Genomic DNA, 19,652 nt, shown 5'->3' with positions numbered 1-19,652 from the left:
AAAAAGATGAATGAAAAGGGATTTACTTTGATCGAAATGTTAATTGTTTTGTTAATAATTAGTATTTTATTACTCATTACAATTCCAAATATAGGCAAGCATGAATCAACCATTCAAGATAAGGGGTGCCAAGCTCTTCAAAAGATGGTCCAATCACAGGTTGAGTCATATAAGCTTGATAAAGATACTACTCCATCTACTCTAGAGGATTTAAAAAAGGATGGCTATATCACAACCTACACATGTCAAAATAAAAAAGAGCTTGGTTATGACAAGACTACAGGTACTGTTACTTTACCTTAAGAAGCAGAATCAAAATGGATTTACCCTAATTGAGATGCTAATTGTTTTAAGTATTACAATGCTATTTTTACTATTCCCTTTTATGCAAATTAGAAATATGGAGGATAATCAAAAACTTAAATTATTTTTGCAACAATTCCAAAGTGATTTATTTCTAGCACAACAAAATGCAATGATTAATCAAGAAAGAACACGAGTATATCTTTTGAATGACCGGTATGAATTGAGAGAACCAATCTCATCAAACTCTATTGTCATACGACAGTTTGATCCAAAAATTCATTTTTATTATTTTTCAATGTCGACCATTGAATTTGGGACAGATGGTAATATTACGAAGTCAGGAAAAATTCAAGTTGAATATAAAAACATTATTTATATTATTACATTTTATTTAGGCATAGGTAGGTTTTCTTATGAAAAGCTTTGAACAAGGATTTAGCCTTCTTGAAGCACTTATTTCGCTTAGTTTACTCATCCTATTTTGTTCAACGATTGTCCCTTCTATCGGAAAAATACTCCATCAAAAAAACTATTTAAATGAAAAAAGTATTGCAATAGATATTTTAACTGAAACACTACACTCTTATTATCTAGGTGGAAGACCAATTCAGGAAGTTGATGTAATTAGAGAACAGAAGGTTTTTCAAATAGCTCGTTCAATAAACGCGTTGAACGAGGAGGAAGTTTGCATTCTATGGGAGAATAATCATGAGAAAAATAAAATTTGCTCAACTATCAAGAAATGATAGCGGCTTTACATTATTAGAGACAATCATAACGTTTAGCCTTCTAGTAATTATCGTGTCAATTTCATCATCTAGTTTACATCCATTTATTCAAAATAATATTAAAAATGATTCATTAAATGCCTTAGAATGGGAAAATTTTATTTTTAAATTACAAAACGATATAAATACTGGGATTAGAGTAACCGTGTCTTTGCACCGTTTAGAAGTTGAGGCGGCGGATCATTCTATTTCTTCATATGAACAGTATCAACAAATCATTAGAAGGCAAAAAAATGGGACAGGTCATGATATTGCATTACAAAATATAAAAGATTTACAAATTTATCCTCTTTCATTTGCATTATTAACCATTAAAGTGACAGATTTAAAAGGAGTAACATATGAGAGGAACCTCAATGTGTATTCAACAATTAAAACTTCGTAAAAATAATGAGGGCTTTTTTCTTCCATTTACTCTTTTACTTAGTAGTATGTTAGTGCTCTTCTTTTTAATTCAGATATCAATTTTCCAATCCTACAATTTATTCGAACATAAAAAAGAAGGAATGGCAGAAATTGAAAGAGGTTATTCGTATGCAATATATAAATTTAGACAATTCGGTATACCTGAAAATCAAAATGACGTTATACTTTATGGGAATACAAAAATTATGAGTACATTTAATATGATCAATCAAAATCAATACCTTATCACACTAAATGCAAATAATTATTTAGTAAACAAGCATATGGTGCAATTTGAGTTGAATGTTCTAACAGGAGATATTTCTTCTTGGAAAGAAAAGTAAATTGATGGAATGGAGGATTTATGGAGACAATTTTTTTAGTTGGATTTATGGGAACAGGAAAAACCACTATAGGTGAAAAGTTAGCACATATTATAAAAGTGCCATTTTATGATTTAGATTTGCAAATTGAAAAAAGTCAAAAAAAATCTATTCCTACCATTTTCAAGGAAGATGGAGAAAATATGTTTAGGAAATATGAAACAGAAGAACTAAAAAAGATGCCTATAAAGAATGCAGTTGTATCAACTGGTGGAGGCATTGTATCAAAAGATGAGAATATCCATTATTTACTTAAGAATGGGGTTGTAGTTTATTTAGATACACCGATTGAAGTGATATATAACCGTGTAAGTAAAGATTCGAATCGTCCAAATGCACATCAAAAAACGAAAAATGAATTAGAACTTCTTTTTGAAAGACGTTTACCATTTTATGAAAAAGCACATTTTACAATTCATACAAATGGGAAAATGCCAGATGAAATCACAATGGAAATAATTAATTGTTTAACGAATAGAAAAGGGGGAGATAGTAGTAATAAAAAGATAGAAAGTTAGGTGAAACGTTTGAAAACAAATGATTATGTAAAATACATGACTGAACAATTTATGAACTATATTGATCAGCCAAAAGAAGTGCGTGAACAACATAAGCATGAAAAAGAGGAATCTAAAGAATATTTACCTTCAAGAATGTTTGGATTATTACCTTTAAGCTTGGCACTTTATAAAAGAAAATTGAATGAACGTAGAAATAAGAAGAGTATATAAACTTTTTCATTAATTGAAGTCAGATCAAAAAAGAGTGATTATCACTCTTTTTTGATTTAATTATTTTGTTTTTCATTACTTGATAAAAATGAATGCATCGTTGGAAGAGAAAGGTAAAACAATCCTCCATTTATGACATTTACATGAATAACTGGATCGTATAACTCTTTTAATGCATTCTTTTCAACCTTATAGCTTTCTGGGGAATCCTCTGTTCCTTCATAAAATTGATTTAATAATTGTAAATCATGTTCCCAACGATTTCTTGCTTCTTCCGCCCACATTTCATCTTCTTTCTCAATTATTTTTGTTAAAAGCTGTTCCAATCTATTTAAACCAGATACAGGTTTAATAATTGGTGAGATACAATAACAAAAATCTGGGATTTTTCCTGAGAAAGAAAGATTTGATAAGATCGGATGGAAATTTTCGATAATTTGTCCGCTAATTAAATGTATTCCAAATGAGTACAATATATCTCTTTTGCGATCACATGTAAATGATACTTGATAATTTACAGCTAACCATGGATGTAGTGGAAGCTGTTGTCCATTTGGTGGTTGCACATTTTCATATAAGCTAATTGATTGTCCTAAATCTTTTACAATAGAAAAGATTTGATGCAGTCTTGGGGACCCAAAATGTATTTGTTCACCTTTAACACTTTCATCCACTTCATCTTGATCAGTAATAAAAGTGACTTTCATTGGATTAGGAATCCCGCCCGTTTTTTCAAGATAATGCCAATAAAATGGCCGATTCATTAACAATTTATCCATTTCAATTGTCAATTGAATTTCTAATAAACCAGATGAGCGGTTAACAATTTTGCAATCATTTGTTTCAAGGAAGTGCTCTAAATATTGATGAATTTCATTTTGCTGCATATTGATCTCCCGATTGTTTTAATTGTTGAAGTTGAATAATTGATGTTAAATTTTCCATTTTTATTTTCATTTCGCCTTCTGATTGTGAATGTAAAAAGATTTCATTTAGATGAGCCTCAAATTCTTGATATGGAATTCGTGTTAAAATATCATCTAATTCACCGATTACTTTTTCAAACAGATGAATTTTTTCATATAATAGGCGCAAAATATGTTCTTCGATTGAACCTACCGTTGCGAAATTGAAAATTTTTACATCTTCGGTTTGGCCAAGACGATGAATACGTCCAATCCGTTGTTCTAATCTCATTGGATTCCAAGGTAAATCAAAGTTAATCATATTTGAACAAAACTGAAGGTTAATCCCTTCTCCTCCAGCTTCAGTTGCTATTAAGACTTGTACTCGATTTCGAAATAATTCCTTCATCCAATCTTTTTTTCCTCGTTTAAATCCACCTCGGAATGGGACAGATGTAATGCCATGTTGTTTTAATAACCATTGTAAATAAAGCTGGGTTGCTCGATATTCTGTAAAAATAATGACCTTATCATTTATTTCTTTGATTAGTTCGACCACTTTATTAGCTTTGGAATTATATGTTATAGAATTGATTTGTTGGAAAATTTTCTCCACAAATAGATCGTTTACTTCAATTCCTTCTTTTTCAAAACGTTGAATCATTTTTTTCATAGATACATAAACTGCTTCACGACTACTGCATGCTTCTCTTTTAAAGGTAAGAAATGAAAATGCAGAAGACATCCCAGTATAATTAGTCTTTTGCCATTCTTCGATTAGATTGTAAAGCTTTCGTTCTTCTTCATTAAATTCAATCAGGACAGTCTCAACATGGCGTTTCGTCCATTCAATCCCAGTATCTTGACGCCTGTTTCGTACCATGACTTTTCCAATTAATTCCTTTAGTAAATCTTCATGTTCAAATGAACGGTTTTTCGCTGAAAAATATTCTTCAAAACTTGATTTATTTCCTAAATGCCCTGGCTTTAATAACGAAACTAGATGAAAGATTTCTTCAATTTTATTTTGAACAGGAGTAGCAGTTAATAATAAACAAAATTTCTTTTTTAAGAGCTGAACAAATTCATAGTTTTTTGTTTTATTGTTTTTTAATTTATGTGCCTCATCGATAATAATTAAATCATATTGAATGTCTAATATTGCCTCACGATGAGGAGCTCTCTTTGCAGTATCAATCGACGATACAACGACATCACACTTATCCCATACATAACTCTTTTTTTGCTGAGCAATTGCAGGAATATGAAATTTAGTGTTCATTTCAAAGGCCCATTGTGAAACTAGCGATGCAGGAACTAGAATTAGTACTTTTTTTACAAGACCTCTAATCATATATTCTTTTAGAATTAATCCTGCTTCTATCGTTTTCCCAAGACCTACTTCGTCCGCAAGAATTGCTTTTCCATTCATTTTTTCAATTACAGTATTCGCTACTTCAAGTTGGTGAGGAAGGGGAGTTAACCCAGGTAAATAAGAAGGTGCGATCATGCCATCGAATGTTGGAACAGCAAGATGGTGAACTGTATCAAAAGCTAATTTGTAATTTTCCCAGTTTGACCACGGTCCATCATGTTCAAGCTTTTTTAAAAAAGATTCTTGCCAGTCAGAATGGAATTTGATGGGTATGCTCATTATTTTCACCTATTTTCTTAAAAACTTTTAATATTACTGAACAATAATTAGATAATGGTTATTAATGTTCGTAAAAAATATTTAGAAAATTGCATTTCTTGATTGAAGAAATATGTCATTTAATGTTAGGATAAATAATATAGAAAAGATAAAATTTTCGTATTTACCAAATAAAACAATCTAATGTTATTTTTAAGAATTTTTTGTTAGTTTTGTTTTAATCTGGTAAAGTAATTTTTATTTTTTCTAGTATCATTTCCTAAATAAGGAAAAATTATGTCATACCATTCCAATGAAAAGGCTAGTGAAGACCAAAAATACGCTAGCTGTTGCATGCATGTAGAAAGAGGGGGAGAAGACTACATGACTACTTTACTTAGAACGCCTTTGTTTGAAGAATACAAAGTGCTAGGTGCAAAAACAATTGATTTTGGTGGTTGGGAATTACCTGTTCAGTTCACGAGTATCAAAGATGAGCATGAAGCAGTAAGAACAACAGCAGGTTTGTTTGATGTTTCTCATATGGGAGAAATTGAGGTAACTGGCAAGGGTAGCTTAGCTTATTTACAAAAAACAATGACAAATGATGTATCCTTATTAACGGATGGTTCTGCACAGTATAGTACAATGTGCTATGAAAATGGTGGAACAGTCGATGACCTATTAATTTATAAATTAAATGATGAACATTACTTATTAGTAGTAAATGCTTCTAATATTGAAAAAGATTTTGAATGGCTTCTGTCACATGTAGCTGGTGATGTTCATGTTGTAAATAAAAGTAAAGATTTTGCCCAATTGGCTCTACAAGGACCACTGGCGCCTACAATACTTCAACGTTTAACTGATGAGAATGTAGTAGATATTAAGTACTTTACATTCAAAAATAATGTGAAAATTGGAGATTACTCAGTACTAGTTTCTAGAACTGGCTATACAGGTGAAGATGGATATGAACTTTACTGTGAAAGCTCTGATGGACCAGCACTATGGAAATTACTTTTAGAAGCTGGAAAAGAAGATGGCTTAAAGCCTTGTGGTTTAGGAGCTCGTGATACACTTCGTTTCGAGGCAAAGCTAGCTTTATACGGCCAAGAATTAACAAAAGACATTACACCTCTTGAAGCTGGAATTGGGTTCGCAGTTAAAACAAATAAAGAGTCTGATTTTATTGGGAAATCAGTATTAGCTTCTCAAAAAGAAAATGGTGTTCCTCGAAAGATTGTTGGAATTGAGATGATTGATAAAGGAATTCCTCGTACGCATTATGAGGTGTTTATTGGAGATGAAAGAATTGGTGAAGTAACAAGCGGCACACAATCACCGACTCTTAAAAGAAACATTGGCTTAGCATTATTGAAAAAAGAATACACAGCATTAGGAACTGAAGTTGAGGTAGAGATTCGAAACAAACGCTTAAAAGCTGTTGTCGTTTCAACACCTTTTTATAAACGTGAGAAAAAATAAGTAGGGGAGAAAGGGGAATTTCCTTCATGCATAGATATTTACCAATGACAGAGCAAGATCGTCAAGAGATGCTTAAGACAGTTGGTGTAAGCTCGGTTGATGAATTGTTTAGTGATATTCCAGAAAAAGTTCGCTTTAACGGTTTATTAAATATTAAAAAAGCAAAATCAGAATCTGACTTATTAAAAGAATTAACAGACCTTGCAAATAAAAATGCGAATTTAAGGGAGTATGTTTCATTTTTAGGAGCTGGGGTATATGATCATTACTTACCAACAGTTGTAGACCATGTTATTTCTCGTTCGGAATTTTATACAGCTTATACACCTTATCAACCTGAAATTTCACAAGGTGAACTTCAAGCAATTTTTGAATTTCAAACAATGATTTGTGAATTGACAGGAATGGATGTTGCTAACTCATCAATGTATGATGGAGGAACGTCTCTAGCTGAGGCAGCAACATTAGCAGCTGGTCATACAGGTAAGAAAAAAATCTTAGTGTCAAAAGGGGTTCATCCTCATTCACGAGAAGTTGTTCTTTCTTATGCAAAAGGACAACATTTAGAAGTAGTTGAAATTGGCTTAAAAGATGGAAGAACTGATTTAGACCAACTTCAAGCTGAAATGTCTGAAGATGTTGCGTGTGTTTTAGTGCAATATCCAAACTTCTATGGACAAATTGAAGAATTAGATAAAATTGAGCCAATCGCACATAGCTTTAAAGGGTTATTTGTTGTATCAAGTAATCCATTAGCTTTAGCTGTTTTGACACCACCTGGTCAATTTGGTGCGGATATTGTTGCTGGAGATGCACAACCATTCGGTATTCCAACACAATTTGGTGGACCACATTGTGGTTACTTTGCAACAACTTCAAAATTAATGAGAAAAATGCCTGGACGTTTAGTAGGTCAAACAGTTGATGGAGAAGGACGCCGTGGTTTTGTATTAACACTTCAAGCACGTGAACAACATATTCGTCGTGATAAAGCGACTTCTAATATTTGTTCAAATCAAGCACTAAATGCATTAGCTGCTTCTGTAGCAATGACTGCACTTGGTAAAAAAGGTGCTGTTGAAATGGCAACTCAAAACATTCAACGTACCGAGTACATGAAAAAACAACTTGAAGCGAAAGGCTTACAAGTTGTATTCCAAGGACCAGCATTTAATGAGCTTGTAATAAATGTAAAAACAAATGTTACTGAATTAAATAAACAGTTATTTATTAGTAAAATCATCGGTGGATATGATTTAGCAAAGGTTGAACCAACACTTGAAAACCACATGCTGATTGCTGTGACTGAATTACGTTCTAAAGAACAAATGGATACATTTATCGAAGAATTAGTTTCATTAGTGAACGGAAAGGGGATGCACCATGCTGAAGAAGGATCAACCATTAGTTTTTGAGATTAGTAGAGAAGGAAGAATTGCTTATAGCTTACCAATTCTTGATGTAGAAGACATTAATGTAGAAGAAGTAATTCCTTCAGCATATATACGTCAAGAAAAAGCTGAATTACCAGAAGTTTCTGAGCTTGATTTAATGCGTCATTATACAGCACTTTCTAATCGTAACCATGGTGTTGACTCAGGATTTTATCCATTAGGTTCATGTACAATGAAGTATAATCCAAAAATCAATGAGGCAGTTGCGCGCTTTAATGGCTTTGCACATATTCATCCTTTACAAGATGAATATCAAGTTCAAGGTGCACTTGAGTTAATGCATGAGCTTCAACAAGAATTAAAAGAAATCACAGGTATGGACGAAGTGACATTACAGCCTGCAGCAGGAGCTCACGGTGAGTGGACTGGCTTAATGATTATCCGTGCATATCATGAAAGTCGTGGAGATTTTAACCGTACGAAAGTAATCGTACCAGACTCAGCTCATGGTACAAATCCGGCATCAGCAACAGTAGCAGGATTTGAAACGATTACAGTTAAATCAAACGAAAATGGTCTTGTAGACTTAGAAGACTTGCGTCGTGTAGTAGATGGAAACGTTGCAGCATTAATGCTTACAAATCCAAATACACTTGGATTATTTGAAGAAGATATTTATGAAATCTCTGAGATTATCCATGAAGCGGGCGGAAAAGTATACTATGATGGAGCAAATTTAAACGCTGTTTTAAGTAAAGCACGTCCTGGTGATATGGGCTTTGACGTTGTTCACTTAAATCTTCATAAAACGTTCACAGGTCCTCATGGTGGAGGTGGCCCTGGTTCTGGTCCAGTTGGTGTGAAAGCAGACTTAATCCCATTCCTTCCAGCACCAATTGTTGAGCAACAAGGCGAAGAGTATGTTTTAAATGCTGATTGTCCACATTCAATCGGCCGAGTAAAACCATATTATGGTAACTTTGGAATCAATGTACGTGCATATACGTATATTCGTTCAATGGGTCCAGAGGGCTTAAAACAAGTTACTGAAGATGCTGTATTAAACGCTAACTATATGATGCGTCGTTTAGCACCACATTTTGATCTACCATTTGATCGTCATTGTAAGCATGAATTTGTATTAAGTGGAAAACGTCAAAAGAAACTAGGTGTTCGTACACTTGATATCGCAAAACGATTATTAGATTTTGGTTACCATCCACCAACAATCTACTTCCCATTAAACGTGGAAGAATGTATCATGATCGAACCAACTGAAACAGAATCGAAAGAAACACTTGATGCTTTCTGTGATACAATGATCGCAATTGCAAAAGAAGCTGAAGAGAATCCAGAAATCGTTCAAGAAGCTCCTTACTCAACAGTTGTAAGTAGACTTGATGAAACATTAGCAGCACGTAAACCAGTGTTACGTTACCAAAAAGCGTAAGTAAATAACCGTCGTTCAACAGTAAAATTGTTGAAATGACGGTTTTTTATTGTTTTCTAAAAGGTCATACTAAGTCTTAATTAAAGCTAGATTCAATTAATTCAATCAATTTATTAGTCTTTTCTTCTAAAACCGTATAAATGGTGCTCGTATCATCCGTTTTCATAAATGTACTTCTTTGTCCTTTTTTACCTATCCATAAATACAAATTTTGGTGCTTTTCTTTGTCATAAATGACTTCTAAATAAAATTCTGGGCCTGCCATATCAACTACGCCAGGTTCTTTTACTGCACTTGAAAATATGTTTTGAAAGGCATGGATAGATTCTTTATCATAAATTGTAATTTCATCAACACCTTTTGTTTTTGAAACGCTGACGCTTTTAAAATTATTGTCGATTAATAATTCATTATTGGTTTCCGATTTAGTAGATTGATTAACGGTGGTTTCAGTAGAAATCTTTTCTTTCGATTGACAACCATAAAGTAGCGAAGATATAAAAGTTAAGGATAGTGCCATAAGAATAACTTTTCTCAAATCATCTTACCTCCCAAGTTTATTATTATTAATATTCTTATTAGACGAGTCAAACCCTCTAAATTTTTCTATGGAGAAATTTTAAACAGAAAATCTAAATGCCAACATTATAAAATGAGAAATATTTCTTGGCATAGTTATTCTAATTAATTGAAAAAGTAAAAATGGAGGTGAGAAGAATGGGTAAAATTAAAAAAGATCGCTCTAAAGCTGGTTTAGGATCACCAAACGTTGAAGGCCAAGGAACAACTACATCTGAGACTGGAATTCAAGTGTCGTCTTCACGTAAAAAACAAAAAAAACATTAATCATTTGTTGATGTGAAGTTTAATTAAAAAATGTAAGAATGAAAAAAATAAAAAGTGTGTACAAATACCAAGTATTTAGTACACACTTTGTCTTTTAGAAAATTGTCTTAAAAGGATTCTAATAAAGGAATCAGCTCTTTTAGATTGGAAATTTCGAATGTAGGTACAACTTCTTTATAAGTCTTGTCATGACGATTAATCCAAACAGATTTAATTCCAACTTGATTGGCTCCAAGAATATCAGTCATTAAATTATCACCAACCATTAGAACTTCATCTTTGTTAATTGATAATTGACTTAAAGCATGCTCGAAAATGGATGGATGTGGTTTGCCTTTTCCATATGTACCAGAAATGATAATATGATCAAAATAAGGAATCAATTCTGGAGTAATGTCTAGTTTTGTTTTTTGTAAATCTGGAGATCCGTTTGTTAAAAGTAAAAGTTTATAATGATTATTTAAGGCGTCTAAAACTTCAAATGTATCATCATAGATGAAAGGTTTATTACGACGTTCAACTGGAAAAAGTTCACCTAATTCCTGTCCAAATAAGGGATCATTTATACCTACTCTTTTTAATCCTCTTGTCCAAGCTTCACTCCGATAAGCAGGAACTATTTCCCTTAATTTTTTAAAATTCTCTTCATCATCAATAAAATTTCCCCATAGTCCTTCAAAAGGGTTAATACCAATCAGTTGAGTAAATCCAAATGTATCATATGACGAGTATAATTTTTTTGCTTCTTCACGTACCGCTTTTTCTAGTACTGAAGGATCAATATCATACTTTTGGCTAGCAACTAGACACGTAGCTACAAAAGCTTCCTTTACACTTTTTTGATCCCATAGAATGGTATCGTCCAAATCAAAAATAATCGCTTTAATCATAATTGTTGCTCCCTATTATTTGTTAAATAAACCGTCTAATCGCTTGTATATTTGCAATATGTATACCTTCATGAAAGATTGTACGCACTAATACTTGTGCAATAGTGTGCATTCCAGACTCAGTTGGAGAAAACTCTTCTTCTAATCGGTTTCCGTATGTTTCACGAATAAATAATTGTTGCTTAGTAAGTAATTGCTTTAATTCTTCTAAAGTAGGTGGTGTTGTTTTCCAATCAGATGGACTTGTACCAAATCCAAACCAGTCATTAAAGTCAGACGGTAGGTTGATTGGCTCTTTAGTCAAATGTTGAATCCACAAATATTGGTCTAAAAAGATATGTCCCACGTTCCAACGAATGTTATTGTTAAACGCATTAGGGATAAGATCAGCTTCTTCTTCCGTAATGGTGTCAATTCCCATCAATAATGCATTTCGATACTCATTTAATTGATTAAAAAGAACTTCGTGTCTTTTTTCCATGGATCGTACTCCTATAATTTTTATAATTTATTATTTCTTTAATTAGAGTAATTTTCCTTTAATAACTGGAATTTTTTATAATCATTTATTTGTAAAAATTAGTGATTATGGAATTTATTTTAAAATTAGGTGGAATATAATTAAAAGGTTGTTTTCGTATACATTGTTGGTTCAGAATGTGTAAGTCGATTTCCACTCCAGGATGCCCGCTTTCCTAGGGGCGTGAGCTGAGTCTCCTCGTCGCATACGCTCCTGTGGGGTCTCAGCCTTCTCGCATCTCCCACAGAAGCCTTGGCACCCTTCCATTCCAATCAACTTCTGTCATAAAATTCACAAAAACTAAGGCAACAATCTAAAAAAAAGAGCCAATTAAAAAGTTTAAATTTAAAATAATATTTTAGAAAATTCAATAATATTATTGTGTAAATTACCAAAAATCCATTACAATACAAGAAAATAATGACAAAATGCGAGGATTTCTATGAAAAAATTAATGCTGTTAATAATGGGAATTGGTTTAGTTTTTGGAGGATGTAGCCATGGGAATCAAAAAGTGGTCAGCAAGCCTAAAGAAAAGGAAGTGAGTCAAAAACCTAAGGAGGAGAAGACTGTTCAAGCTTATGCACCATTAAATGGTGAACCAGTCAATGCAGTTAGTAATCAAAGGCCTGTAGCTGTTATGGTAAACAATCATCATTTGGCAAGGCCACAAAGTGGTCTATCAAAAGCAGATGTAGTTTATGAGCTTTTAGCAGAAGGAGATATAACACGATTATTAGCTATTTTTCAAAATAACTTGCCTGAAAGAATCGGTCCAGTTAGAAGTGCTAGGGAATATTACATAAAACTAGCCAATGGATACCATGCTTTGTATATTTGTCACGGTAATAGTCCACAAGCAAAGGCAATGATGGATGCCGGTGAAATAGATGCTTTGAATGGTCTATTTTATGATGGTACATTATTTAAACGTGATCATCACAGACGTGCACCTCACAATTCATATATTTATAAAGAGGGAATCGAAAAAGGCGTCGCTAAAAAACATTATTCATTTTCTGAAAATGTTATACCACTGTTTTTTCTCCATCAAGCCATAAATTATGATTCGACTTGGGAAAAAGTAGCGCAAGTTTTTATTAAATATTCATATGATCCTTATAATAATGTAACTTACAAATATAATGAATCTCAAAAACAGTTTCAGCGAATTCAAAAAGGTGTAATTGCGTCAGATGCTGAAACGAAAAAGGAATTAGAAATAAAAAATATCTTAATTGTTGAGGCAAAACATAAAATAATCGATTCACATGGACGTCGCTCGATTGACTTACAAAGTGGTGGGAATGGCTATTTTGTAACTGAAGGAATGATGAAAAAAATTCATTGGAAAAATGTGAATGGCCGAATTCTTCCTTTTGACATGGAAGGAAAAGAGGTAGACTTTTTACCAGGGCAAACTTGGATTAATGTTGTCCCTGCTTTAAAAGATGTGACAGTTAAATAAAAGTGAAAAATTGTTTTTGTAGCAAATTGAAAGATCAAATCATATGGTTTGATCTTTTTATTTTGAAAGTAAATTACTATAGAACAAAGTTAGAGGAATGATAGGGTGTTTATTCTATCAGCTAACGCTGTTTTTTCTTCTATTTCAATTGGAACGATTAAAATGTCTTTTCATATATTGATTTGGAGCACCTAAAAAATGGTAAAAGGTGTATTTATATTATTTTGATAGTGAAAGAGGAGTTATTAGTGAAACGTGTTTTTGATTTTTTTTCTGCCTTATGTCTTCTATTTGTTATATCTCCAATTTTATTGATTATTGCAGTAGCAATTCGATTCAAAATGGGTTCTCCAATTCTATTTAAACAATTGCGTGCTGGTATGAATGGTAAGCCCTTTTATATTTATAAGTTTCGTACAATGACAAATAGTAGAGATAGTAATCAGGAGCTTTTATCCGATGAAAAGAGGTTAACATTCTTTGGTAAGTTTATTAGACGTCATAGCTTAGATGAATTGCCGCAATTATTTAATGTTATTAAAGGGGATATGAGTTTTGTAGGGCCAAGACCGCTTTTAATGGAATATATGCCATTATATAATCAGGAGCAGCTAAGACGGTTTGAAGTAAGACCAGGTATCACCGGGTGGTCACAAATAAATGGAAGAAATGCAATCAGCTGGAGTGAGAAGTTCAAACTGGATATATGGTATATCGATCATCGTACTTTTTTACTTGATATAAAAATTATTTTGATCACTATTCTAAGAGTGTTCTTACCGAAAGATATCAATCAACATGGGAAAGCAACATATGAAAAATTTAAAGGAAATAAACAAGAATAACCAGTGTGTTTCAGTATTCTGAAGCACACTGGTTTTTTATATTAAAAAAAGAGTCGTTATGAAAAAGGAATTTGTTCAGATAAAAATAGTGATAGTAAACTATTAAAATACAAATAATACTTTGGACATGCAACCAAGAATTCATTACTTCATACGATAATCAAGAGTTTAGTCTTAATTTAGGAAAGGAAGAAAAAAATGAGCGAAGAAATTCTTAATATTAGTAGTTTCTTTCAAATAATTTTTAAGCGGTTTTGGATGGTGCTTGTAATAACAGTAGTTGCAGTATTGACAAGTGCGGGCATAACGTATTTTATGATTACACCTATTTATCAGGCAAAGGTGAATTTGCTAATAAGTGGTCAACAACAGACAAGGGATACTACACCTCTTTCAATTGATGATTCAGTGAAATTAGTTACGACATATCAAGATATTCTATTAAGTCCTAACATTATTAGTGATGCGCAAACATCATTAAATGATGATGGCTATGACATTAAAATTAACGAGAATAATCTTTCTGTTAATCATATTGAAAATTCACAGGTATTTGAGCTTATTGTAAAGGATTCGGATACTACGAAGGCCTCACTAATTGCGAATGCCATTGCAGATTCTTTTGACGGAAATATTAGAAGTCTTATGAATCTTAAAGTAAGCAATGTAAAAGTAATGAATAAAGCTTCTGTTGATTCAAGCCCTGTTAGCCCTAAACCTATGTTAATAATGGGTATCACATTTGTCATTTCATTTATCGTTTCAATTTGGATTACTCTGTTAACTAATAACATTAAGAAAAATCGTGAAAAATTAAAATCTAATGATTTGGAAAAGTCATTATAAAATAGAAGGAGTTTTGAAATCGTTACTTTGTTAATTTATCAAAACTGTTAAGGAGACTTAAGGCTAATGCGTCTTATTAAAGATGCTTACATTCTTTTTTTTGTAACAGCATTATCAGCAATCGTTTCATTTGTAACAGGTATATGGATGAGAAATATCCTTGGCCCAAGAGATTATGGAGTATGGCTTATATTTTCATTGATTTTAACTTATGGGTATTATTTGCAACTCGGTATTTTAGATGGTTTTAGCCGAGAAATTCCTCAATTATTAGGTCAAAAAAAATATAACCAGGTTAAAAATGTTCGAAGTATTGTCTTTACTTGGATGATCTTTTCATCGTGTATCGCTATTGTTGGAGTCTTTATAATTCTTTTATCACCATTGTCTAGTTTTGATAAAGTGATAAGTATTATTGCTATACTGCTTGTCCCACTTCAAAATTTAGCTTTATACCATAATCATTTATTTTTAACTACACAGCAATTTAACATTGTGGCAATTTTTCAATTGATTATTGGGTCTTTACAATATGTACTAATGGCAATTTTTGCAATGACTTTTGGAATATATGGTTTATTTTTAGGGGTATTAGTTGGGAACAGTGTTGCGATATTATACAGTCGTTTGAAGTTATCGTATAAGATCAAGATAAAGTGGGACTGGAAGATTTTTAAAGGCATGTTGTTATATGGAATCCCCATTACTTTAATTGGGATATTATTAAATGTATTTACAACGGTTGATCGGATATTAATTTTTCATTTCTATGGTTCTGTTTCGGTTGGCCACTATGGCATCGTGGCTTTTATTTATCAGGGAATTATGGTTTTACCTGGTGTATTTCACCAAATTATGTATCCGAAGATTAGTTATAAGTATGGAGAAAGTGGAAATAAGACTGCATTAAAATCGATTATTGTAATTCCGACTATTTATCTATCTTTTTTTAGTCCCATTATATTAGGAACAATCTATTTTATGTTTCCTTCTTTTATAAAGGTATTTATGCCGGACTATGTTGGCGGCATTGCAGCAGCTAAACTGATTATTATTGGAATGTTTTTTTTAATTTGGGCAACCTTGTTTGCGCACTATCACACTGTTGTTAAAAAAGTTTGGACGTACTTTTATGTTCTATTAGCTTCTGTCTTTCTCAATGTCGTTTTAAACCTTATTTTTATAAAATTAGGATTTAATATATGGGGAGTTGCCCTAGGAACAGCAATTTCATACTCAGTTTATCCAATGGTGATGATGTGGTTTTGTTTTAGGGATATGGGAGAAACAGTTTTAGCATATTTTTCTCAAGCTGCTTTAGTTATGTATCCATTTCTAACCATGGTTTGTTTACTATTTTTTATTAGTGAGTTTCATCTAAATTATCTGGCCAATCTCTTCATCTATTTAGTGAGTTATTTGATTTTTATATTCATTGCTTCTTATCATATTTCCCTCCTTATCACATTACGTAAAAAGGTAATCTATTATATAAAAAACAAAGTGGGAAAGTTAGGTGAATAAATGCCACTTACAAATTCTGTAATTCAAAAGATACTTTGGTTTTTGTTTTTGAGTCTCAGTGCAGTTTTAATTGGGGCTTTTGTAGCCTTGAATAATTTAACAATCAACTATTATTTGCTCATTGTTTTAATCACTTTTTTATTAGCGGTTTTACTATCGATGTTATTTAAACATCCTAAAAGTGTTATAAAAATTATTTTATTTGGATTGTCTTTTAGAATTTTAATATTAATTGTATTAAAGATCTATTCATATCACCTTGGTCTGGACGGTTTTTTTCCAGGAGATGTAGATGCGTATGCTTATAATGGGGATGCGGTAAAAGCAATTCATTCACATTCATGGCTACAAGCTCTTGAAGGGAATCTATCTTATACTGTTTTTGTAGCGTATCTATATAATCTTTTTGGACCTGATATGAATATTCCTCAACTAATTAATTTGGGAGCTTCAGTTCTAATTATTCCGCTAATATATGAACTAGCCAACCGTGTTGGTGGTCGGAAGGTTGGAGTAAATGCAGCTTTATTATGGTGTTTGTTTCCGAGTGCAGCGTTTTGGTCCGTCTCATTATTAAAAGACTCACTTGTAACACTTGGCATGGTCTTATCTGGATTTTTAATTTTAGGCATCAGTGAAAAGAAAATAGATCTAAAAGATTCACTTCTTGGTGTTTGCGGTATTCTCATTGTCAGCTCTTTACGTCCTCAATTTTTATTGGCTATTGCTTTACCGATCATGATTAATATAGGTTTCCAATTTTATAAAGGTAAAAGTAACTTTTTAAGAAATATCATTATCATCGTAATGGGCATTATTATTTTTAGTACCACCTCAGCAGGCAACATCATTGTAAACGCGTTTGGTCATGCTACATCACAAGAAGGTGTTAATCAAATAAATGAAATTGCTTTGCAGGGAAGTGGAGGAATAAAACTGGTTACAATGTTTCCTCCTCAAATAAGATGGTTAGTCGAACTACCTTTTTCAATTCTTGCACCATTTCCAGGTCAATTAATAAGTGCTGGTCAGAAAATCTATTTATTATCTACATTTGAGATGATCTTCTGGTATTTTCTGTATTTCATTATATGGAAAAATCGTAAACTCATTTTAATTGAAAAGACCGGAAAACTAATATTTTTGTATGCATTCTCGATTTTTATAGCTGTATCATTTAGTTTGCCAAATATTGGTTCAATTTATCGATATCGTTTAGCTGCCCTTACTTTATTACTACCTCTAATTACTTATAAATTTATAGGTAAAAAAGAGAGGAGCGGGTGAGGGTATGAAAAAAAAGTTTTATTTGTAACAACAATTATTAGGACAGTTGAGGCATTTTTAATGCCTCACATCCGTTATTTTTTGAATAAAGGTTATGATGTAGGGGTTGCAGCTAATACTGAAAATAGTGATGTAAGTCGAATAGAGGAATTTGGTGTAACGATTCATCATGTCCCGTTTAGTAGAAAGCTATTCGATAAAGGAAATCTAAAATCATATAAGATAATGAAAAATATTATGAAAGATTATCATATTCTCCACTTGCATACTCCAATCTCTTCATTTATAACGAGATTGGCTTCTTCAAAATCTCATAAAGTTATCTATAATGTACATGGTTTTCATTTTAATGAAAATGGGAAATGGACTACGAACCAATTATATTTAGCAACTGAAAAAATAGCCGCACTCAAATCAGATAAAATAATTATTACAAATCTTGATGATTTAAAAATTGCTTATAAGATAGCCTCAGAGAAGAAAATCTGTTATGTAAATGGAGTTGGCCTTGATACAAATCTTTACAATATCGAAAAGTTTTTATCGCAGGATAAACAAACGATAAAATTGGAACTTGGTTTAGATCAGAATAAAAAGATTCTTACACATATTGCAGAATTCAATGATAATAAAAGACAAATTGATATTGTAAACGCTTGTGAACTTCTTAAAGAAAAAACGCAAGATTTTATCATTTTACTTGTTGGAACTGGTGAAAATTTTGAAGGAATTCAACGGTATATTCAAGAAAAGCATTTAGATAAATTTATAAAATGTTTAGGATTCAGAAAGGATATACCGAGAATTCTCAGTGTAACAGATATTGGATTATTAGTATCGATCAGGGAAGGACTTCCACGTTCAATTATGGAAATGATGGCGATGAAGGTGCCTGTTGTCGCAACAAATATTAGAGGAAATAGAGATCTTGTTACAAATGGCGAAAATGGTTTTTTAATACCTATTAAGAATCGAGAAGAAATTGCTAAAAAGTGTTTCGTTTTGATGAGTAATGAAGATTTATCAAATCAATATGGTGAAGTAGGAAGGCAAATAATTGAAGACTATTTTTCAATCGAAACAGTGTTGCAGCAAATGGAAAAGGTTTATAGGGAATTAGACATAGTTTGAGTACTATTAATCACAAAGTCTAATTTTTTTAGTTTTAAAAAAATGTTGGAAAAGAAAAATAAGTAGGAAGGATTCTAGTATCACCAATATCATCAAACGGACATCATAAGGAAGTGCTTATTTTGAAGAAAATTGTCATTTTTGGATCAGGAGGTCATGCGAAAGTTGTTATTGATATGGTTGAAAAGTTAAATGAATTCAGCATTATGGCTGTAATTGATAGTTTTCAGCCTGTTTCTAAAACAATATGTGGATATAGAGTACTAGGAGATGAAACGAGCCTCCTAAGTTTAAATAATGAGATTTTTGGAGGGGTTGTAGCAATAGGAGACAATTGGATTCGAAAACAAGTAGTTGAGAAAATTAAAACAATCATTCCTAATTTTAAATTCGTTTCGATTCTCGATCCATCTTCAGTTATCAGTAATAGCGTTAAAATTGGAGATGGCACAGTTGTATTGCCCGGAAGTGTTGTTAATTGTGAAACGATTATAGGTGAACATTGTATAATTAATACAAATTCCTCAGTTGATCATGATTGTATACTTGGAAGTTTCGTAAGTTGTGCTCCAGGTTCAACAATTGGTGGAAATGTTAAAGTTGGAGATTACACAGCTATTGCATTGGGAGCAAAAGTCATTCAATCGATAAAAATTGGAGAACACACAGTGATCGGCGCTGGATCAACTGTTGTTAGAGATATTGAATCATATGTAGTTGCCTATGGTACACCAGCAAAAAAAATTAGATCTAGAAAAATTGGAGATAAATATATGTTTTAAGAAAAAAAATTTACAGTTTAATCATATTTT

At 32.1% G+C, this 19,652-nt stretch carries 23 protein-coding genes; 18 read left to right on the top strand and 5 right to left on the bottom strand.

The genetic code is table 11. The annotated features are described in order from the left end of the window. The first annotated feature begins 6 nt into the window (after positions 1-6). Genes comGC through J5Y03_RS04715 form a run of 7 tightly spaced genes read left to right on the top strand, consistent with a single transcriptional unit; the run spans position 7 to position 2,613 of the window. Positions 7-303 carry a competence type IV pilus major pilin ComGC gene (comGC, locus tag J5Y03_RS04745; RefSeq protein ID WP_209403040.1) on the top strand — a complete coding sequence of 99 codons (297 nt, stop codon included), beginning with the start codon at positions 7-9 and terminating at the stop codon, positions 301-303. Continuing rightward, positions 269-733 carry a competence type IV pilus minor pilin ComGD gene (gene comGD, locus J5Y03_RS04740; protein WP_209403038.1) on the top strand — a complete coding sequence of 155 codons (465 nt, stop codon included), beginning with the start codon at positions 269-271 and terminating at the stop codon, positions 731-733. Before comGC ends, comGD begins: the two co-directional genes overlap by 35 nt. Then, the gene (locus J5Y03_RS04735) at positions 720-1,052 is read left to right on the top strand and encodes a hypothetical protein (RefSeq protein WP_209403036.1); all 333 of its coding nucleotides are present in this window, start codon (positions 720-722) and stop codon (positions 1,050-1,052) included. The genes comGD and J5Y03_RS04735 overlap by 14 nt, the downstream gene beginning before the upstream one ends. Beyond that, a complete protein-coding gene (comGF, locus tag J5Y03_RS04730) occupies positions 1,015-1,479 on the top strand; it encodes a competence type IV pilus minor pilin ComGF (protein ID WP_209403163.1) in 465 nt (154 codons plus the stop codon). The genes J5Y03_RS04735 and comGF overlap by 38 nt, the downstream gene beginning before the upstream one ends. Then, positions 1,451-1,843: a hypothetical protein gene (locus J5Y03_RS04725; protein ID WP_209403034.1), complete on the top strand. Its 393-nt coding sequence runs from the start codon at positions 1,451-1,453 to the stop codon at positions 1,841-1,843. The genes comGF and J5Y03_RS04725 overlap by 29 nt, the downstream gene beginning before the upstream one ends. 20 nt (positions 1,844-1,863) lie before the next feature. Then, a complete protein-coding gene (locus J5Y03_RS04720; RefSeq protein ID WP_209403032.1) occupies positions 1,864-2,400 on the top strand; it encodes a shikimate kinase in 537 nt (178 codons plus the stop codon). Continuing rightward, positions 2,401-2,613, top strand: a complete 213-nt coding sequence (locus J5Y03_RS04715; protein WP_322099549.1) for a YqzE family protein — start codon at positions 2,401-2,403, stop codon at positions 2,611-2,613. A gap of 56 nt (positions 2,614-2,669) precedes the next feature. Here J5Y03_RS04715 and J5Y03_RS04710 read toward each other — a convergent pair whose 3' ends face one another. Both J5Y03_RS04710 and J5Y03_RS04705 read right to left on the bottom strand, forming a co-directional pair. Beyond that, on the bottom strand, positions 2,670-3,500 hold the full coding sequence (locus J5Y03_RS04710) for a YqhG family protein (protein ID WP_209403030.1): 831 nt from the start codon (positions 3,498-3,500) through the stop codon (positions 2,670-2,672). Continuing rightward, positions 3,487-5,172, bottom strand: a complete 1,686-nt coding sequence (locus tag J5Y03_RS04705) for a DEAD/DEAH box helicase (RefSeq protein WP_209403028.1) — start codon at positions 5,170-5,172, stop codon at positions 3,487-3,489. The genes J5Y03_RS04710 and J5Y03_RS04705 overlap by 14 nt, the downstream gene beginning before the upstream one ends. A gap of 363 nt (positions 5,173-5,535) precedes the next feature. On the opposite strand from J5Y03_RS04705, the gene gcvT reads away from it, so the two are divergent. The 3 genes from gcvT to gcvPB are packed head-to-tail and all read left to right on the top strand — an operon-like array spanning position 5,536 to position 9,483. Beyond that, positions 5,536-6,639 (top strand): glycine cleavage system aminomethyltransferase GcvT, encoded by a 1,104-nt coding sequence (gene gcvT / locus J5Y03_RS04700; RefSeq protein ID WP_209403026.1) that lies wholly within the window; start codon positions 5,536-5,538, stop codon positions 6,637-6,639. A gap of 26 nt (positions 6,640-6,665) precedes the next feature. Continuing rightward, on the top strand, positions 6,666-8,054 hold the full coding sequence (gcvPA, locus tag J5Y03_RS04695) for an aminomethyl-transferring glycine dehydrogenase subunit GcvPA (protein ID WP_245208738.1): 1,389 nt from the start codon (positions 6,666-6,668) through the stop codon (positions 8,052-8,054). Beyond that, on the top strand, positions 8,023-9,483 hold the full coding sequence (gene gcvPB / locus J5Y03_RS04690; RefSeq protein WP_209403024.1) for an aminomethyl-transferring glycine dehydrogenase subunit GcvPB: 1,461 nt from the start codon (positions 8,023-8,025) through the stop codon (positions 9,481-9,483). Before gcvPA ends, gcvPB begins: the two co-directional genes overlap by 32 nt. Positions 9,484-9,559: 76 nt before the next feature. On the opposite strand, the gene J5Y03_RS04685 is transcribed toward gcvPB, so the two are convergent. Beyond that, positions 9,560-10,021 (bottom strand): hypothetical protein, encoded by a 462-nt coding sequence (locus tag J5Y03_RS04685; protein WP_209403022.1) that lies wholly within the window; start codon positions 10,019-10,021, stop codon positions 9,560-9,562. A gap of 179 nt (positions 10,022-10,200) precedes the next feature. On the opposite strand from J5Y03_RS04685, the gene J5Y03_RS04680 reads away from it, so the two are divergent. Next, positions 10,201-10,329, top strand: coding sequence for a YuzL family protein (locus J5Y03_RS04680; protein ID WP_209403020.1), 129 nt, complete (start codon positions 10,201-10,203; stop codon positions 10,327-10,329). Positions 10,330-10,436: 107 nt separating this feature from the next. Here J5Y03_RS04680 and J5Y03_RS04675 read toward each other — a convergent pair whose 3' ends face one another. Continuing rightward, a complete protein-coding gene (locus J5Y03_RS04675; RefSeq protein WP_209403018.1) occupies positions 10,437-11,219 on the bottom strand; it encodes an HAD family hydrolase in 783 nt (260 codons plus the stop codon). A gap of 22 nt (positions 11,220-11,241) precedes the next feature. Next, positions 11,242-11,700: a DinB family protein gene (locus J5Y03_RS04670; RefSeq protein WP_209403016.1), complete on the bottom strand. Its 459-nt coding sequence runs from the start codon at positions 11,698-11,700 to the stop codon at positions 11,242-11,244. Positions 11,701-12,181: 481 nt separating this feature from the next. On the opposite strand from J5Y03_RS04670, the gene J5Y03_RS04665 reads away from it, so the two are divergent. The 7 genes from J5Y03_RS04665 (at position 12,182) to J5Y03_RS04635 (ending at position 19,622) form a co-directional block, all read left to right on the top strand. Next, the gene (locus J5Y03_RS04665; RefSeq protein ID WP_209403014.1) at positions 12,182-13,207 is read left to right on the top strand and encodes a DUF3048 domain-containing protein; all 1,026 of its coding nucleotides are present in this window, start codon (positions 12,182-12,184) and stop codon (positions 13,205-13,207) included. 248 nt (positions 13,208-13,455) lie between these two features. Further along, entirely contained in the window at positions 13,456-14,052 is a 597-nt protein-coding gene (locus tag J5Y03_RS04660) for a sugar transferase (protein WP_209403012.1), read from the top strand. A gap of 198 nt (positions 14,053-14,250) precedes the next feature. After that, complete coding sequence (locus J5Y03_RS04655) at positions 14,251-14,898, top strand: YveK family protein (RefSeq protein WP_209403010.1); 648 nt, start codon at positions 14,251-14,253, stop codon at positions 14,896-14,898. A 66-nt stretch (positions 14,899-14,964) separates the two neighbouring features. Beyond that, positions 14,965-16,422 carry an oligosaccharide flippase family protein gene (locus J5Y03_RS04650; RefSeq protein ID WP_209403008.1) on the top strand — a complete coding sequence of 486 codons (1,458 nt, stop codon included), beginning with the start codon at positions 14,965-14,967 and terminating at the stop codon, positions 16,420-16,422. Positions 16,423-16,509: 87 nt separating this feature from the next. Continuing rightward, positions 16,510-17,709: a hypothetical protein gene (locus J5Y03_RS04645; protein ID WP_209403006.1), complete on the top strand. Its 1,200-nt coding sequence runs from the start codon at positions 16,510-16,512 to the stop codon at positions 17,707-17,709. Between the two features lie 33 nt (positions 17,710-17,742). Beyond that, positions 17,743-18,840 (top strand): glycosyltransferase family 4 protein, encoded by a 1,098-nt coding sequence (locus tag J5Y03_RS04640; RefSeq protein WP_407648403.1) that lies wholly within the window; start codon positions 17,743-17,745, stop codon positions 18,838-18,840. 122 nt (positions 18,841-18,962) lie between these two features. Next, positions 18,963-19,622 carry an acetyltransferase gene (locus tag J5Y03_RS04635; protein ID WP_209403002.1) on the top strand — a complete coding sequence of 220 codons (660 nt, stop codon included), beginning with the start codon at positions 18,963-18,965 and terminating at the stop codon, positions 19,620-19,622. The last annotated feature ends 30 nt before the right edge of the window (positions 19,623-19,652 follow it).

Source organism: Gottfriedia endophytica, assembly GCF_017814275.1.
In the GTDB taxonomy this organism is placed as follows: domain Bacteria; phylum Bacillota; class Bacilli; order Bacillales; family Bacillaceae_G; genus Gottfriedia; species Gottfriedia endophytica.
Note: the sequence above shows the minus strand (reverse complement) of the source record. Positions and strands in the feature narration are given on the sequence as shown.

Coding starts and splice junctions, on each gene's coding strand:
- comGC (WP_209403040.1), top strand. CDS start 7: ATGAATGAAAAGGGATTTACTTTGATCGAAATGTTAATTGTTTTGTTA.
- comGD (WP_209403038.1), top strand. CDS start 269: ATGACAAGACTACAGGTACTGTTACTTTACCTTAAGAAGCAGAATCAA.
- J5Y03_RS04735 (WP_209403036.1), top strand. CDS start 720: ATGAAAAGCTTTGAACAAGGATTTAGCCTTCTTGAAGCACTTATTTCG.
- comGF (WP_209403163.1), top strand. CDS start 1,015: ATGAGAAAAATAAAATTTGCTCAACTATCAAGAAATGATAGCGGCTTT.
- J5Y03_RS04725 (WP_209403034.1), top strand. CDS start 1,451: ATGTGTATTCAACAATTAAAACTTCGTAAAAATAATGAGGGCTTTTTT.
- J5Y03_RS04720 (WP_209403032.1), top strand. CDS start 1,864: ATGGAGACAATTTTTTTAGTTGGATTTATGGGAACAGGAAAAACCACT.
- J5Y03_RS04710 (WP_209403030.1), bottom strand. CDS start 3,500: ATGCAGCAAAATGAAATTCATCAATATTTAGAGCACTTCCTTGAAACA.
- J5Y03_RS04705 (WP_209403028.1), bottom strand. CDS start 5,172: ATGAGCATACCCATCAAATTCCATTCTGACTGGCAAGAATCTTTTTTA.
- gcvT (WP_209403026.1), top strand. CDS start 5,536: ATGACTACTTTACTTAGAACGCCTTTGTTTGAAGAATACAAAGTGCTA.
- gcvPA (WP_245208738.1), top strand. CDS start 6,666: ATGCATAGATATTTACCAATGACAGAGCAAGATCGTCAAGAGATGCTT.
- gcvPB (WP_209403024.1), top strand. CDS start 8,023: ATGCTGAAGAAGGATCAACCATTAGTTTTTGAGATTAGTAGAGAAGGA.
- J5Y03_RS04680 (WP_209403020.1), top strand. CDS start 10,201: ATGGGTAAAATTAAAAAAGATCGCTCTAAAGCTGGTTTAGGATCACCA.
- J5Y03_RS04675 (WP_209403018.1), bottom strand. CDS start 11,219: ATGATTAAAGCGATTATTTTTGATTTGGACGATACCATTCTATGGGAT.
- J5Y03_RS04670 (WP_209403016.1), bottom strand. CDS start 11,700: ATGGAAAAAAGACACGAAGTTCTTTTTAATCAATTAAATGAGTATCGA.
- J5Y03_RS04665 (WP_209403014.1), top strand. CDS start 12,182: ATGAAAAAATTAATGCTGTTAATAATGGGAATTGGTTTAGTTTTTGGA.
- J5Y03_RS04655 (WP_209403010.1), top strand. CDS start 14,251: ATGAGCGAAGAAATTCTTAATATTAGTAGTTTCTTTCAAATAATTTTT.
- J5Y03_RS04650 (WP_209403008.1), top strand. CDS start 14,965: ATGCGTCTTATTAAAGATGCTTACATTCTTTTTTTTGTAACAGCATTA.